Source organism: Endozoicomonas sp. 8E, assembly GCF_032883915.1.
Lineage (GTDB): Bacteria > Pseudomonadota > Gammaproteobacteria > Pseudomonadales > Endozoicomonadaceae > Endozoicomonas_A.
This window is the reverse complement of sequence record NZ_CP120717.1, coordinates 277,022-292,941: the sequence shown is the minus strand read 5'-3', so window position 1 is coordinate 292,941 and position 15,920 is coordinate 277,022. Positions and strand designations below refer to the sequence as shown.

13 protein-coding genes and 1 pseudogene are annotated in these 15,920 nt (G+C 46.1%); 11 read left to right on the top strand and 3 right to left on the bottom strand.

Features of this window, described 5'->3' with window-relative positions; genetic code table 11:
- The first annotated feature begins 184 nt into the window (after positions 1 to 184).
- The 5 genes and pseudogenes from P6910_RS01175 to P6910_RS01155 all read left to right on the top strand — a co-directional run bounded on the left by P6910_RS01175 (position 185) and on the right by P6910_RS01155 (position 4,086).
- The gene (locus P6910_RS01175; protein WP_317144459.1) at positions 185 to 409 is read left to right on the top strand and encodes a hypothetical protein; all 225 of its coding nucleotides are present in this window, start codon (positions 185 to 187) and stop codon (positions 407 to 409) included.
- 231 nt (positions 410 to 640) lie between these two features.
- Positions 641 to 808: pseudogene (locus tag P6910_RS01170) on the top strand (transposase domain-containing protein); the annotation flags it as partial.
- Between the two features lie 298 nt (positions 809 to 1,106).
- On the top strand, positions 1,107 to 2,486 hold the full coding sequence (locus P6910_RS01165) for a hypothetical protein (protein WP_317144458.1): 1,380 nt from the start codon (positions 1,107 to 1,109) through the stop codon (positions 2,484 to 2,486).
- A 201-nt stretch (positions 2,487 to 2,687) separates the two neighbouring features.
- Positions 2,688 to 3,092 (top strand): F-box protein, encoded by a 405-nt coding sequence (locus P6910_RS01160; RefSeq protein WP_317144457.1) that lies wholly within the window; start codon positions 2,688 to 2,690, stop codon positions 3,090 to 3,092.
- A gap of 79 nt (positions 3,093 to 3,171) precedes the next feature.
- Positions 3,172 to 4,086, top strand: coding sequence for a hypothetical protein (locus P6910_RS01155; protein ID WP_317144456.1), 915 nt, complete (start codon positions 3,172 to 3,174; stop codon positions 4,084 to 4,086).
- Positions 4,087 to 4,143: 57 nt separating this feature from the next.
- Here P6910_RS01155 and P6910_RS01150 read toward each other — a convergent pair whose 3' ends face one another.
- Positions 4,144 to 4,269, bottom strand: coding sequence for a hypothetical protein (locus P6910_RS01150; RefSeq protein WP_317144455.1), 126 nt, complete (start codon positions 4,267 to 4,269; stop codon positions 4,144 to 4,146).
- Between the two features lie 201 nt (positions 4,270 to 4,470).
- Here P6910_RS01150 and P6910_RS01145 point away from each other — a divergent pair, with 201 nt between their 5' ends.
- The 6 genes from P6910_RS01145 to P6910_RS01120 all read left to right on the top strand — a co-directional run bounded on the left by P6910_RS01145 (position 4,471) and on the right by P6910_RS01120 (position 15,210).
- The gene (locus P6910_RS01145) at positions 4,471 to 5,679 is read left to right on the top strand and encodes a hypothetical protein (RefSeq protein ID WP_317144454.1); all 1,209 of its coding nucleotides are present in this window, start codon (positions 4,471 to 4,473) and stop codon (positions 5,677 to 5,679) included.
- A 145-nt stretch (positions 5,680 to 5,824) separates the two neighbouring features.
- Positions 5,825 to 7,489: an F-box/WD repeat-containing protein gene (locus P6910_RS01140; RefSeq protein WP_317144453.1), complete on the top strand. Its 1,665-nt coding sequence runs from the start codon at positions 5,825 to 5,827 to the stop codon at positions 7,487 to 7,489.
- 269 nt (positions 7,490 to 7,758) lie between these two features.
- Complete coding sequence (locus tag P6910_RS01135; RefSeq protein ID WP_317144452.1) at positions 7,759 to 9,417, top strand: F-box protein; 1,659 nt, start codon at positions 7,759 to 7,761, stop codon at positions 9,415 to 9,417.
- Positions 9,418 to 9,562: 145 nt separating this feature from the next.
- Positions 9,563 to 11,251 carry an F-box/WD40 repeat-containing protein gene (locus P6910_RS01130; protein WP_317144451.1) on the top strand — a complete coding sequence of 563 codons (1,689 nt, stop codon included), beginning with the start codon at positions 9,563 to 9,565 and terminating at the stop codon, positions 11,249 to 11,251.
- Positions 11,252 to 11,435: 184 nt separating this feature from the next.
- Positions 11,436 to 13,100, top strand: a complete 1,665-nt coding sequence (locus tag P6910_RS01125; protein WP_317144450.1) for an F-box/WD repeat-containing protein — start codon at positions 11,436 to 11,438, stop codon at positions 13,098 to 13,100.
- Positions 13,101 to 13,497: 397 nt separating this feature from the next.
- Positions 13,498 to 15,210, top strand: coding sequence for an F-box/WD40 repeat-containing protein (locus P6910_RS01120; protein ID WP_317144449.1), 1,713 nt, complete (start codon positions 13,498 to 13,500; stop codon positions 15,208 to 15,210).
- A gap of 132 nt (positions 15,211 to 15,342) precedes the next feature.
- Here P6910_RS01120 and P6910_RS01115 read toward each other — a convergent pair whose 3' ends face one another.
- Positions 15,343 to 15,669 carry a helix-turn-helix transcriptional regulator gene (locus P6910_RS01115; RefSeq protein ID WP_317144448.1) on the bottom strand — a complete coding sequence of 109 codons (327 nt, stop codon included), beginning with the start codon at positions 15,667 to 15,669 and terminating at the stop codon, positions 15,343 to 15,345.
- Positions 15,653 to 15,907 (bottom strand): type II toxin-antitoxin system RelE family toxin, encoded by a 255-nt coding sequence (locus tag P6910_RS01110; protein ID WP_317144447.1) that lies wholly within the window; start codon positions 15,905 to 15,907, stop codon positions 15,653 to 15,655. Before P6910_RS01110 ends, P6910_RS01115 begins: the two co-directional genes overlap by 17 nt.
- Positions 15,908 to 15,920: the final 13 nt, after the last annotated feature.

The window sequence follows — 15,920 nt, the reverse complement described above, 5'->3', positions numbered from 1 at the left end:
CTCTTAGTGAAGAGGTTTCTTTCCATCATTTTCCTGAATCAAGGTTCTGTTTTTTCCTGGTTTCACCGACCTCAATATTATGAACTTTCATCATAAAACCGAGTCCAACTGACTGAATCCATTTTAAATATCCTTTCCAAGTGAGGATAAATACTGACTTTACAGCTAAGGAGAGCAGTCAAGGATGAACCCTATCAAGAGCAATTCCAGCATACGCGAACCAGTCTTGCCAACACCTGTGCAACCCCAACTGGAGGAAGTACCAACAGGTGTCAGTGCAGATAGGGAAGTTTCTCCTTATTGCAACAATAACGCTCCATTCCTGAATTTGCCCGAATTAACTCATTTTAAAATTAAAACAAAGAAAGAGTTCTTATTTTCTTGTTCAGTTACTTTTCAGCAACAGTAAACTGATGTCTGAATGTAAAAGATTCAAGTTAGCGGAAAAAGCCAAAATCACTCATCCCTTCAATTTAAGCACAGCCACCTTCAGCGTCGATGGCCTCGGTGTGTTGACTGCCAGTAATTATAGGACGAAAATCCTTAGTCGGGGGGACGATGGATCATGGGCATTAGAAAGTACTATTGATATTGAACGTGGTAGTAGGGTCTCTTCGAACGTAATCAGCTCCAATGACCATCATCAATCACCAGCTGCCTGCTGCCAGGCATGGATCCTTACAAATATCTGGTTGATGTTCTACAGCGTATCAGCTTCCACCCGGCCCGTGATATCAGGGAATTGATACCGCGACTCTGGAAAGAGAAATTCGGGGCCAATCCATTAAAAGCCGATCTCGACAAGTAGGGGAGTCTGCACCCTGCCTGGACGCATACGGTTAGTCCATCGGAACAGCGTAAGGCCTTGACGGTTGAGCAGAAAAAAGACAAGCAAACCATCAGGAAACTCGAACGCGAGCTCAAGCAATCTGTTCTTCACACAAATACGCCCTGCGTACATTTCTCGGAAATTTTTTGTTAGCCATTATTACACATTTGTTAGCAATTATTTGGTACTAAAAAGATCTTTAGGGCTATGTTTTGCTAATGTGAGCATTTTAGATTCTTAACAGCCTAATAAGGGAAAAGGGAAGAGGGAAAAGGACATGTATCAAGTAGTAAAACCAATTGTACCGTCAGGGGCACATACTCTAACGCAGTCCAAAATGGAGCAAGAGAGTCCATCTGTAAAAAAGGATGATATAAAGTATCTTCCTTGCGCAGTAGAACACACAGGAAATTATTTTGGGACTAAGGATCTTTCATCAAGATGCATTTCTCCGGTTATGAAGGAAAAAGACAATGATGATTTCTACCTCCACCTTGCGAAAAACATCGTCTTCACTCTCGACCGAACTTATTTTGATTCAATTGATGAATTATCCTGGAGAAATATCGCTGATAGTTTAAAGTTTTCAGGCATAGATACATTAGAGAAAGCTACTGCTATGGATTTGAAGGTATGTCCTCCATGTCCAGTATTTCATACATGGGCAGCGCTGCATGGCACCACCATATTTGATGGCAAAAATAATCCTGAAAGATTTAACGGATTGAATTATGTCCAAAGAATATTGAAAGAAGGAACCGAACTCAGTAAAAATGATATCCCACTGTTTATAGTATTTTCTGACAAGGCGCTTAAAAAATCCCAAATCAATGAGATGAAAGCCAGTTTCAAAGATCATGATAATATCTTATGTATCTCTCTTGAAACAGACCTGCAGCTAAAATTTCCCAAGGAATTAGATTGGCATACTGCATATATGGGTTTCATGTTTATGGATTGCATCAGAATTGTTGTATCTCAACACATTACCAAGACTATAAACTTTTGTATAGATAAGGCTAAATCTGAAAACAAAATTAATCTGGCTAATCGTTTTGAAAAACTCGGAACCAATTTTTTGTTTTATTCAGACATTGATAATCAATGGCTATCGAAACCACCCTATATAATAGCTAGCCATGGCATGTTTACTCAACCAACATTGTCAGAGACCCTGCCACTCTACGGTATAAAAGATTGCGATGCAGATAAATTATTTGATGATGATAAATCGATTTTAACCAGACACAGGTCGTTTTTCTCTGACTTTCCTTACCATAATACAGGTAGAACAATAACATGGTCTTCAGACAAAGCGAAAAATCTATTTGACTATATTTTAAGTGGTGAAGCAGAATCTAATTTCAAACATCTATCAAACCAGATTGCACATATTTCATCTAAATTCAATTATCTATTACGCATTGACAAAGGAGTTTCCTGGAAAGGTGATAATAGTTGTTTTTTTGTAGCAGATCATTCTAAAGACGTTTTTTATAGGGGCGCTTCAAAGAGAGTCAGCATTATAGACCTCCATGAAAAGCCAGATGGTAAATGTGCTAATCCAGACCCATATTACAGAGAAGCACACAGTCTCGTTGGAATGCAATTACTCAGGTATTATTCTCATGGACATGATTTCACTTGGTGGCATTAAGCATTCAAGCAGGAGACCTCTACCTGGTTGTTTTGATCAGATTTTAACGGATCGGCCCCGAAATTTTCTTTCCAAATTCGTGAAATCAGCTCTTTGATCTATTGGCGCTCTGCGGTAAAGATTTCGCTGTGACACTCCCAGCCCTGTCAGGCGAGGGTTTACGGCGATTTTGCTAACTTTGGGGTTTTGAATGAGTCAGGCGTGAACCCTCTGAACAACAATTACAACAATGAGGGTTCACTCCCGCCACCACCCAGGGGAGCTCAACTGGAGGAAGGCGCAACGGGCGTCTGTGCAAGCATGGACGTCAATGTCTATAACCAATCGCCATTCCTCCGTTTACCCTACGAAACAAAATCGTTGATTATTCGCTATTTGGGTTTTCGAGAGATTACCCGTTTAGCAAAGGTATGCCGATATTTTCACGATCTTGTTAGACAAAATGCTGGCAGTGCAACATTTTTGTCTACGCTCGTATTCGTTTTTCTTATTAATGGCGAATTGAGATATGCATCGTTATTTAATTCATCCATTGAGATGGGTCTTTGTATCTGTTTTGTTATTCAGCGTGCAAGTGCTGGCTACCCCCTGCAAGCATTGCGGTAAAGAGAATGAGCCCGGTAAGGACGGGCAAACGTTCTGCCGAACCTGCGATTCCGGGAAGTCTGCCGGAGCAACCAACTCTGTGACGCCTTTTCCCGATGCTTATCCGCTCAACTATAGGGTCTTGTCGATGGTCAAGAATGAAAATGATAAGTGGATTAGTCGATATCAATTCAGAAGCTCGTTTATTGATACTATTGAGCGGGGAGATGGCGATGCAGCTGCCTGGGCATTGGCTGTGATCATTGCTCGTGAACTGGTAGAAAATGCCCGTCTCATGGGTTTGGCTTATCCGCTGGGATTTGAGTTCCAGGAGGAAGATCGTCTGCAAAAGCTACGGAAGATGGTAAAGCGAAAGCAAAAGCAGTTGCATTTTTTGCAAAAATTGCATTTAGCAGTACTCGATGCAGGAGCTGAACCGGCAATAATAATAAAGAATCCAATTCATGAAAGGGCAGTAGCTTTGACTCGTCAAAGAGCCGAGACAGTAGACCTGTCTCAATGGGCGGACCTGTCAGCTATGGGAATGCATCACCTGCTCACTGCTGAGTTTCACAACTCTGCAATGACGATGAATCTTACTCCTGTTTTTCAGGCTATTCGGGACGGGAATATGATACAGCTGATCGTTACTCAAACGGCGACAGATGAGGGCAATCAGGCTGCCGCTGCCACAGCCTCACCGGTAATGCTTGCCGCTATTATTCCAGCAGCCCTCACTACGTGTCCATACGAGCAGAAAGAGTCTACGGATATGCATCTGTTATTGGGAACCCTGCCACAGCCTATCAATCAACATCATTTAATGAATGCACTCACAGCCATTATGAATACAGTCGCTGAAAACGAGCAAAATGCCGATTTATCTTTACACTTTTTTATGACCCCCAATACGTATATTCAGCGTGACGACGATTTTCGATTATCCTGCTTGCATCACGCACATCGGGTTAATCGTAATCTTCCCGTCGGCGGATGGTCATCGATGCCGCAATAATAATCTCGTCTCCAATAAGTCACACAGCGAATCCAAATTCACAGTGCTCAAAAATTCCTAGGCAATTTTTGTCAACTCATCGGATGTGAGCACCAGAGCATTGCTGGCGTTGTTTGCCTGCTGCAACAAGCGGACATCCAACACGGGTTCCTGAAAACAGAAATAGCTCTTAATTTTACCCATAAAGCTCTGGAACGAGCCTGGTATCGTCGGTTTCCTTCAACGCATTTTCAGCACCTAAAAACCACCCTCACGACAAAAGATGAGCAACAACTCCGTGATTGGTTGCAGACATTTGCTAATAAGGGCACTGTCAAGTCGCTGATTGAACAACGAAAGAGTATTTATTTTCCTGTTCAGTTAATTTTCAACAACAGTAAACTGATGTCTCAAAGTAAAGAATTTGAGTTAGTGGAAAAACTCAAAATCACCCGTGATGATCTTATCTACCATGCCACTTTCAGTCTCGATGGCCAACATCTGGCAACCGCCAGTCGCGATAAAACAGCGAAAATCTACTACCGGGAGACCAATGGATCATGGCAAAAAAAAGCCACCATTACCCATAATCATCCTGTTTCTTCAGTCATTTTTAGCCCCGATGGCCGCTATCTGGTCACAGGCAGTTGGGATGGCAAGGCAAAAATCTGCGGTCTGGAAGACAATGGATCATGGGAAGAAAAAGCCTGCATTTCCCACGAGTATTCGATCGCTTCTGCCACCTTCAGTGCTGATAGCCTCTGTGTGGTGACCGTCGGCAGAAGTGATTCGGCGAAAATTATCCGTCGCAGGGACAATGGATTATGGGAAGTGGAGGACACTATCCATGCAAGTTTCATCAAATCGGCCAAGCTCAGCGCTGACGGCCGTCACCTGGCAATTTACAGCACTTCTCATGATGCTGTAGAAATCTATGGCCAGTCAGCTGCCGGATCCTGGGTAGTAACATCCACCATTAAATCCAGGTTTAATATCCGCAAGGGCAACTTCAGTGCCGATAGCTGCCATCTGATCATCATAACTAATGCTCACACGGCGATAATCTTTGACCTGCAGGCTGATGGATCATGGAAAAAAATGGGTTCGATTGAACATGATCAGTGGATCAAATCAGCCAACTTCAGTCCCGACAGCCTCCATTTGATGACCGCCAGTGATGATGGTACGGCGAAAATCTTTAGCCAGAATGCTGGATCATGGGCACAAAAAGCCTGCATAGTCCACCATGGGAAGGTCAAGTCGGCAAGCTTCAGTGCCGATTGCCAGCATTTGTTGACTATCGGTGCTGATGCCACAGCGAAAATCCATAGCCTGCAAACCGATGGCTCATGGCAACCTAAAGCCAACATCGTCCATCAGAACAAGATCCTCTCAGCCGCCTTCAGTCCCGACGCTTGCCATCTGGTGACCACCAGTGACGATGGTATGGTGAGAATTCTTGGCCAGCAGGCCGATGGATCATGGCTGCAAAAAACAGCCGTTGGCGACAGAATACGATTCACCAAAGCCAGCTTCAGTCACGACAGCCGAAATGTGATGACCGTCTGTAAAGTTGACGCGGTGAGGATCACTGAACTTCGCAAGAAGAATTGATGATCGAATGATTGGTATTAGCTCCACTGACCTCAATCTTTTTTGAACTTCCACTATAAAACCGACTCCAACAGATTGAATCCATTTTAAATATCCTTTCCAGGCGAGGATAAAGACTGACTTTGGAACTACGGAGCAATCAGGGATGAACCCAATTAACAGCCATTCCGGGATACAGGAACCACTTTCGCCAGCACCCAAGCGAAATCGACTGGAGGAAGCTGCAACGGTTGTCTATACAGGTAGGGACGTTACCCCTTATTACCACAATAACTCTCCGTTTTTAGATTTGCCGGAATTAATACAGTTAAAGATTATTCGCTGTCTGGGTTTACGAGAGATTACCCGTTTAGCAAAGGTATGCCGATATTTTCGCAATCTTGTTAAACAAGATAAAGCTCTGGAAAGAGCCTGGTATCGTCGTTTTCCTTCACCACAGCAATATCAACTAAGGTCCACCATTGAGACAAAAGATCAGCAACAACTCCGTGATTGGTTGGAGCCGTTTGCTGATAAGGGCACTATCGGGTTGCTCATGGAACAAGGAAAGAACATTCATTTTTCTGTTCAGCTCCTTTTCACCAACAGCAAACTGATGTCGCTATGTAAAGAATTTGAGTTAGTGGAAAAACTCGAAATTACCCATAGAGGTCGTGTCTACCAAGCCACTTTAAGCCCCGATGGCCAACATCTGGCAACCGCCAGTCGCGATACAACAGCGAAAATCTACAGCCGTGAGCCCAATGGCTCATGGGAAGAAAAAGCCGTTATTACCCATCAATATTGGTTGATATCAGCCACCTTCAGCCCCGATGGCCGCTATCTGATAATCGCCGCTCATCGTGGCACAGTGAAAATCTATGGTCTGGAGGACGATGGATCATGGGTAGAAAAAGCCCGCATTTCCCACGAGAGATACATCACTTCAGCCACCTTCTGTGCTGATGGCCGCCGTGTGATGACTGTCAGTTATGGTCATGATGCTTTGGTGAAAATTACAGGTCGGGGGGGCAATGGATCATGGGAATTGGAGGACACTTTTCAAAAAAGTTGGATCCATTCGGCCGAGCTCAGCCCCGATGGCCGTCACCTGATCATTCATACTCCCAAGGATCGCGTTATAGAAATCCAGAGTCAGTTGGCCGCTGGATTATGGGCAGTAACATCCTCCATTCAGCTAGAGGATGGAATCGACTGGGCCAAATTCAGCGCCGATAGCTGCCATCTGGTCATCAGCACATTTGCTCCCGCAGCGATAATCTATGACCTGCAGGCTGATGGAACATGGAAAGAAATGGGCAGGATTAAACATGATGCTGTGATCCCATCAGCCAACTTCAGCGCCGACTGCCTCCACCTGGTGACCGCCAGTAAGGATAATACGGCGAAGATCTATAGCCAGAGTGCTGGATCATGGAAACAAAAAGCCTGCATTGTCCACTCCGGGGAGGTGAGTTCGGCAAGCTTCAGTGCCGATTGCCAGCATGTGGTAAACAACAGTGACGATGCCACGGCGCAAATCAATAGCCTGCAGACCGATGGATCATGGGCACTAAAAGCCAGCATTGTCCACCAGCATGAGGTCCTCTCAGCCACCTTCAGTAGCGACGGTTGCCTTGTAGTGACCGCCAGTAGAGATCACACGGCAAAAGTTTATGGCCTGTGGACCGATGGTTCATGGGTAGAAAAAGCCACCATTCGACACGAGCGTTCTGTCAAATCAGCCACCTTCAGCACCGATAGCCGACATGTGTTGACTGTCAGCCTGGATAACAAGGTGAGAATCACTGAACTTCGGAGAAAGAATTGATGATCGAATGGGCGTACTTTTTTGCTGAGAACCGATTAAAAGAACAGCATTATATTAAAAACCCTATTGCAACTTTTACTCTGAGCTTTTAATGAAAAAGTTTCTTTCTTTTATTTTTCCGGATCAGGGCTCTTCCTTAAGTTAGCTCCACTGACCTCAATGTTTTTTGAACTTCCACTATAAAACCGACTCCAACAGATTGAATCCATTTTAAATATCCTTTCCAGGGGAGGATAAAGACTGACTTTGGAACTAAGGAGCAATCAGGGATGAACCCAATTAAAAGTCATTCCGGGATACAGGAACCACTCCCGCCAACACCCAGGCGAAATCGACTGAATGAAGCTGCAACGGTTGTCTGTTCAGGTAGGGAGGTTACTCCTTATTACCACAATAACTCTCCGCTTTTAGATTTGCCGGAATTAACACAGTTAAAGATTATTCGCTGTCTGGGTTTACGAGAGATTACCCGTTTAGCAAAAGTATGCCGATATTTTCGCTATCTTGTTAAACAAAATAACGCTTTGGGAAGAGCATGGAATCGCCGGTTTCCTTCACCACATCTCTATCAACTAAAGGCTGCCATTAAGACAAAAGATGAGCAACAGCTCCGTGATTGGTTGGCGCCTTTTGCTAATAAGGGCACCATCGAGTCGCTCATTGAACACCGAAAGAATATTCATTTCCCTGTTCAGTTACTTTTCACCAACAGTCAATTAATGTCTCTGTGCAGAGAATTTGAGTTAGTGGAAACACTCGAAATTACCCATGGTGAGAGAGTCTATGAAGGCAGTTTCAGCCCCGATGGCCTGCATCTGGTAACCGCCAGTAGCGATCACACAGCAAAAATCTACTGCTGGGAGGCCAATGGATCATGGCAAGAAAAAGCCACCATTACCCATGATCGTTTGGTCTATTCAGCTGGCTTCAGCCCCGATGGCCGCTATCTGGTCACTGCCTGTCACGATGGCACAGCGAAAATCTACGGTCTGGAGGACCATGGATCCTGGGAAGAAAAGGCCTGTATTTCCCATAAGGGTCCCATCATTTCAGCCACCTTCAGTGCTAATAGCCGCCGTGTGGTGATCAACAGTTTCTATAACACGTTGAAAATCATCGGTCAGAGAGACAATGGGTCATGGGAAGTAGAGGACACTTTTCATAGAAATTGGATCACTTCGGCCAAGCTCAGCCCCGATGGCCGTCACATGATAATTCTTAGTTCATTGGATCACGTTGTAGAAATTCATGGCCAGTTGGCTGCGGGATTGTGGGAAGTAACATCTACCATTCAACTAAAGGCCCCTGTCTTCCTGGCCGACTTCAGCGCCGATAGCTGCCATCTGGTCCTCAGCACTAATCGTAATCACGCGGCAATAATCTATAACCTGCAGGCTGATGGATTGTGGAAAGAAATGGACAGGATAGAACATGATAATTTGATCGAATCAGCCAACTTCAGCGCCGACTGCCGCCATGTGGTGACCGCCTGTAAAAATGGTATGGCAATAATCCATAGCCAGAATGCTGGATCATGGGAAGAAAAAGCCTGCATTGAACACTCTGAGAAGGTCACCTCAGCGAGCTTCAGTGCCGATTGCCAGCATGTGGTGACCACCAGTGATGCCATAGCGAAAATCAGCAGCCTGCAGGCCGATGGATCATGGGCTCTAAAAGCCCGCATTGTCCATCAGGATGAGGTCGTCTCAGCCACTTTCAGTGCCGATGCTTGCCATGTGTTGACCGCCAGTGTCGATGGTGTAGTGAAAATTTATGGTCTCGAGACCAACGGGTCATGGCTGAAAAAAGCCGTCATTCAAAAAGAGACAGAACTCACCGCAGCCAGTTTCAGTCCCGACAGCCGAAATGTGATGACCGTCTGTAAAGATGACACGGTGAGGATCACTGAACTTCGGAAGAAGAATTGATGATCGAATGATTGCTATTAGTTCCACTGACCTCAATCTTTTTTGAACTTCCAGTATAAAACCGACTCCAACAGATCGAATCCATTTTAACTATCCTTTCCAGGCGAGGATAAAGACTGACTTTGATGCTACGGAGCAATCAGGGATGAACCCTATCAACAGCGCTTCAGATATACACGAATCACTCTCGCCAAGACCTTTGCAACCTCAGCTTGAGGAAGCACCAACGGGTGTCATTGCAGGTAGGGACGTTGCTTTATATCACAACAATAACTCTCCGATTTTAGCTTTGCCCGAATTAACACAGTTAAAGATTATTCGCTGTCTGGGTTTTCGAGAGATTATCCGTTTAGCAAAGGTATGCCGATATTTTCGCGATTTTGTTAAACAAAACAGAGCTCTGGAAAGAGCGTGGGATCGCCGGTTTCCTTCACCACACCTATATCAACTAAAGGCCGCAATTAAGACAAAAGACGAGCAACAGCTCCGTGATTGGTTGCAGACGTTTGCGAATTCAGAAACTATCGATTCACTCATAAAACAACGAAAGAGCTCTTATTTTCCTGTTCAGTTACTTTTCAGCAACAGTAAACTGATGTCTGAATGTAAAAAATTCAAGTTAGCGGAAAAAGCCAAAATTACCCATTCCTTCCATTTCAACACAGCCACCTTCAGCGCCGATGGCCGCCATCTAGTCATCGTCGGTGAGGATAAAACAGTGAAAATCTTCGGCCAGAAGACCGATGGATCATGGGAGCTAAAAGGCATCATTTCCCAAAGTGATAACGTCTACTCAGCCAGCTTCAGTCCCAATGGTCGTCATTTGGCGACCGCCAATTGGGTTGGCCAGTCGAAAATATATGGTCAGGAGGATGATGGATCATGGAAACAGAAAGTCATCCTTTCCCATAGTGGTCCGGTCTATTCAGCCACCTTCAGTGCTGATGGCCGCCGTGTGGTAACTGCCAGTGCTGATAGGACGAAAATCTTTAGTCAGGGGGATGATGGATCATGGGCATTAGAGAGTACTATTGAACGTGGTAGTTCGGTCTCTTCGTCCGTAATCAGCTCCAATGGCCATCATCTGGCGCTCTGCAGTAAAGATTGCTCTGTAAAAATCTATGCTCAGGGGCCCGCTGGATCATGGGTAGAAAAAGCCAGCATTCAGCACAGTTTCGAAATCAAATCCGCCAACTTCAGCGCCGATAGCCTCCATGTGGTAACCGTCAGTGATGACAGAACGGCAAAAATCAATGGCCTGCAGGCCGATGGATCATGGAAAACAGTAGCCACGATTTCTAATAATCATTTGCTCTTCTCAGCCACCTTCAGCGCCGATAGCTGCCATCTGGTGTCCGCCAGTCGGAGCGGCAAGGCGAAAATCCATAGCAAGAGGGCCGATTCATCATGGCAAGAAAAAGCCAGCATTATCTATACCAGGCCGCTCACCTCAGCCAACTTCAGTGCCGATTGCCGCCATGTGGTGATCAGCAGCAAGGATAACACGGTAAAAATCATTACCCTTCAGGCTGATGGATCATGGCGAGAAGAGGCCATCATCATTATCCATCAGAACAGCGTCACCTCAGCTAACTTCAGTTCCGATGGCTGTCATATGGTAACCACCAGCCTGGATGGTACAGCGAAAATATGTGGCCAGGAGGCCGACGGGTCATGGCTGGAAAAAGCCACCATTCAACACGAAAGTCCAGTCAAGTCAGCCACTTTCAGCGCCGATAGCCGACTTGTTGTGACGGTTGCTCTTGACACGGCAAAAATCACTGAACTACTGAAGGATGATGATCCAATGAGTCTGACCCACCCTCAGCCTTAGGGTAGTTGTCACCTCTTTTGATCCATGACCTTGAAAAAAATTTCACGGACCAGGGCTCTGTTTTTTCCTGGTTTCACTGACTTCAATATTGTGAACTTTCATCATAAAACCGAGTCTGAACTGTTGAATCCATTTTGGATGTCTTTTTTTTCATACTCACTTTGGCGTTTTGAAGGAGTCAGGCGTGAACCCTCTGAACAACAATTCCAGCAATGACGATTCACTCCCGCCAGCACCCAAGCGACCTCGACTGGAGGAAGCGGCAACGGTTGTCTGTGCAGGCAGAGACGTTAATGTATATCACCAAAATCAATCGCCATTGCTCTGTTTACCCTGCGAAACAAAATCAATGATTATTCGCTGTTTGGGTCTTCGCGAAATTACCCGTTTAGCAAAGGTATGCAGGCAGCTTCGCGATCTTGTTGAAAACGATAAAGCACTGGAAAGAGCATGGGATCGCCGGTTTCCTTCACCACACCTATATCAGCTAAAGGCCGCAATTAAGACAAAAGACGAGCAACAGCTCCGGGATTGGTTAGCGCCTTTTGCTAATAAGGGCACTGTCGAGTCACTCATTGAAAACCGAAAGAATATTCATTTCCCTGTTGAGTTACTTTTCACCAACAGTAAATTGATGTCTCTATGTAAAAAATTCAGGTTAGTGGAAAAAATCAGGATTACTCATAATGGTCCTGTCTCCGAAGCCACTTTCAGTCCCGATGGCCACTTCCTGGCAACCGCCAGTTATGATAAGACAGCAAAAATCTACCGCCGGGAGGCCAATGGATCATGGGAAGAAAAAGCCACTATCAGCCATAATCGTCTGGTCTTGTCAGCCAGCTTTAGCCCCGATGGCCGTTATCTGGTCACTGCCTGTCACGATGGCACAGCGAAAATCTGTGGTCTGAAGGATGATGGATCATGGGAAGAAAAAGCCATTATTCACCATATTGATCATGTCAGTTCAGCCAGCTTCAGTGCTGATAGTCGCCGTGTGGTGACTGCCAGTCTGGATCATACGGTGAAAATCTTTGGTCAGGGGGGCGATGGATCATGGCAACCGGAGGGCATTATTGACCATAGTAGTGCGGTCTGTTCGGCCAAGCTCAGCGCCAATGGCCATAATCTGGTGATCTGGGATGAAGGTTATGCTGTAAAAATCTACACTCAGGGGGTCGCTGGATCATGGGTAGAAAAAGCCACCATCCGACACGAGAAAGCAATCTCCTCAGCCGACTTCAGCGCCGATAGCTGCCATCTGGTAACCGCCAGTTTTGATTGCACGGCGAGAATCTGTGGCCTGCAGGCCGATGGATCTTGGAAAGAAATAACTGCGATCCATCATGGCGACGTGATCTGCTCAGCCAACTTCAGCGCCGATTGCCGTCATGTGGTGACCGCCAGTTGGGATGGCAAGGCGAAAATCTATAGCCAGAAGGCCGCTGCATCATGGCAAGAAAAAGCCTGCATTTCCCACACCAGGGAGGTCAGCTCAGCCAACTTCAGCAGCGATTGCCTCCATGTGGTGACCGCCGGTGGTGACAACACGGCAAAAATCAGTGGCCTGCAGGCCGATGGATCATGGAAAGAAATAACTGCGATTCATCATGGTGACATGATCGTCTCAGCCACCTTCAGTGCCGATGGTTGTCATATGGTAACCGCCAGTTTGGATCGCACAGCGAAAATTTGTGGCCAGGAGGCCGACGGGTCATGGCTGGAAAAAGCCGCCATCCAACACGAGGATGCAGATGCAGTTGGCTGGGCCACTTTCAGTGCCGATAGCCGACATGTGGTAACCGTCACCGAGAACGCAGCGAAAATCACTGAGCTATGGAAGAATGATTGATGATCGAATGAGCATATTTTTGCTGAGAACCGATCGCAATTTTTACACTGGGCTCCCAATGAAAAGTTTCTTTCTGTCATTTTCCCGGATCGCGGCGCTTCTTTTTCTTATTTCCACTGACCTCAATATTTTGAACTTCCGTTACAAAACCGACTCTAATGGATCAAATCGATTTCTAGGAGCCTGACCGAGAATAGCGCCCGTCGCGAGGACGGCAGAAAATTGAGGATGAAAATTCGGTTTTGTAAGGAGAATAGCGAGCTATTTGACGAACAAAAGCGGATTTTCAGACCAATTTGCTGCCGCCGCAGTAGGGCAGTCTATTCTCGGTCAGGCTCCTAGATGTCTTTTCCAGGCCAGGGTAAGCACTGACTTTTGAACTCAGGAGGAGCCAGACATGAACCCTTTGAACAACAATTCCGGCAATGGCGATTCACTCCCGCCAGCACCCAAGCGACCTCGACTGGAGGAAGCGGAAACGGGTGTCTGTGCAGGCAGAGAAGTTAATGTATATCACCAAAATCAATCGCCATTCCTCTGTTTACCCTGCGAAACAAAATCAATGATTATTCGCTGTTTGGGTCTTCGCGAAATTACCCGTTTAGCAAAGGTATGCAGGCAGCTTCGCGATCTTGTTGAAAACGATAAAGCACTGGAAAGAGCATGGTATCGCCGGTTTCCTTCTCAACACCAATATCAACTAAAGGCCACGATAACGAGAAAAGATGAGCAACAACTCCGTGACTGGTTGGCGCCGTTTGCGGATAAGGACATTGTTGAGTCACTTTTCAAACAACGAGAAAGTACTTACTTTCCTGTTCAGCTCCTTTTCACCAACAGTAAACTGATGTCTCAATGTAAAAAATTCAAACTGGCAGAAAAAGCCGAAATTACCCACGCTTCTTATGTCACCACAGCCACCTTCAGCATCGACAGCCGCCGTGTGGTGACCGCCAGTGTGGATCATAAGTTGAAAATCTATGGCCAGGAGAATGGTGGTACCTGGGAAGAAAAAAACACTATTACCCATGATGGTTCAGTCATGACGGCCAGCTTTAGCTCTGATGGCCGTCATGTGTTAGCCATCGGTTATGATAAGACATTCATTGTCTACAGTCAGGCGGACAATGGATCCTGGGAAGCAAAAGCCACCCTTCCCTATGTTCCCACTGTCAATTCAGTCACCTTCACTGCCGATGGTCGCCGTTTAGTGACTGTCGGTACAGATCACACGGTGAAAATCTTTGGCCAGGGAGACAATGGATCATGGGAATTAGAGCACACCATTGACCATACCAGTCCGATCGAATCGGCCAGGTTCAGCGTCGATGAGAGTCTTCTGGCGATCCACGATACACATTTCGTTGTTACAACCTATGGCAAGGGGGCCGCTGGAAAATGGGTGGAGAAAGCCACCCTTCAAGGCACCCATATCGAAATTGCCGATATCAGCGCCGATAACTGTCACCTGTTAACCAAAGATTCAGGTTACAAGGCAAGTATCTTTAACCTGCAGGCCGATGGATCATGGAAAAAAGCGGCCACGATTTCCCATGATTATATACTCGCCACAGCCACCTTCAGCGCCGATAGCTGCCATGTGGTGACCGCCAGTTGGGATTACAAGGCGAAAATCTATAGCCGAAGAGCCGACTCATCATGGCAAGAAAAAGCCTGCATTACCCACAAGTACGAAGTCTTATCAGCCACCTTCAGTGCCGATTGCCTTCATGTGGTGACTATCAGTAAAGATAACACGGCAAAAATCAGTGGCCTGCAGGCCGATGGATCATGGCGAAAACAAGCCAGCATTACCCATAAGGACAAAATCCTCTCAGCCACCTTCAGTGCCGATGGTCGTCTTGTGGTGACCGCCAGTGCAGATGGTACGGCGAAAGTTTTTGGTTTGCAGACCGAAGGGGCGTGGCTGGAAAAAGCCACCATCCGACACGAGAATGGATTCCTCTCAGCCGACTTCAGTCCCGATGACCGATATGTGGTGACCATCAGTAGTGATTGCAGTGCGAGAATCATTGAACTGTGGAAGGACGATAATGATCTAATGAGCCTGACCCAACGCCTGCCCGAGGTTAGTTGTCTCCTCTTTTGATCCATGACCTTGAAAGATTTTCCCGGATCAGGGTTCTGTTTTTCCTGGTTTCACTGACCCCAATATTGTGAACTTTCATCACAAAACCGAGTCCAACCTGTCGAATCCATTTTGAATGTCCTTTTCATACATTCAGTCTTCCAGTTGCTTAACAGTGATACCCAGAGCTTGCGCCACACGGGACAGGGTTCGTTCGGTTGGCGATTCCGTGTTCTCAATTTGGGCCATAGCCGACTGGCTGATACCGAGCCGGTCAGCCAGTTGTGTCTGGGTCAGTTTTTTATACTTGCGCCACGCAGTAATCAGGCTCAAACCCTGTAGCTGGAACCCGACCACTTCATGGGGGAAATAGGCTTCAGTGGCCTGACCAGTGAGTTGCAGCCATTGGTCATAGGGAATCACAGCAAAAGCGGGTTTACCAGAATGGGTAATGATCTGAACGTCAGTAGGTATGTTCATTTATACGTTTAACCTCTTCTATGGTGACGATACGAACAGCACCGTCGAAGTTGAAAAAGACTCTGAAGCGTCCCACTCGTAAACGATATTCATACTGATGGTTCGTGAGTTTCTTTATGTTCTGACACGCCGGAAAGCACTCAAGAGCCAACACTCCTTCATGTATTTTTTTGGCCTCTTTGTTAGGCAGTTTAAGAAGCTGCTTACGGGCTTTGTTAGACCAGCTTATAATATTCATGACTTATATTATA

Excerpts from the sequence above, each read along its gene's own strand:
- P6910_RS01175 (WP_317144459.1), top strand. The coding sequence starts at position 185 with ATGAACCCTATCAAGAGCAATTCCAGCATACGCGAACCAGTCTTGCCA.
- P6910_RS01165 (WP_317144458.1), top strand. The coding sequence starts at position 1,107 with ATGTATCAAGTAGTAAAACCAATTGTACCGTCAGGGGCACATACTCTA.
- P6910_RS01150 (WP_317144455.1), bottom strand. The coding sequence starts at position 4,269 with ATGGGTAAAATTAAGAGCTATTTCTGTTTTCAGGAACCCGTGTTGGAT.
- P6910_RS01145 (WP_317144454.1), top strand. The coding sequence starts at position 4,471 with ATGTCTCAAAGTAAAGAATTTGAGTTAGTGGAAAAACTCAAAATCACC.
- P6910_RS01140 (WP_317144453.1), top strand. The coding sequence starts at position 5,825 with ATGAACCCAATTAACAGCCATTCCGGGATACAGGAACCACTTTCGCCA.
- P6910_RS01135 (WP_317144452.1), top strand. The coding sequence starts at position 7,759 with ATGAACCCAATTAAAAGTCATTCCGGGATACAGGAACCACTCCCGCCA.
- P6910_RS01130 (WP_317144451.1), top strand. The coding sequence starts at position 9,563 with ATGAACCCTATCAACAGCGCTTCAGATATACACGAATCACTCTCGCCA.
- P6910_RS01120 (WP_317144449.1), top strand. The coding sequence starts at position 13,498 with ATGAACCCTTTGAACAACAATTCCGGCAATGGCGATTCACTCCCGCCA.
- P6910_RS01115 (WP_317144448.1), bottom strand. The coding sequence starts at position 15,669 with ATGAACATACCTACTGACGTTCAGATCATTACCCATTCTGGTAAACCC.
- P6910_RS01110 (WP_317144447.1), bottom strand. The coding sequence starts at position 15,907 with ATGAATATTATAAGCTGGTCTAACAAAGCCCGTAAGCAGCTTCTTAAA.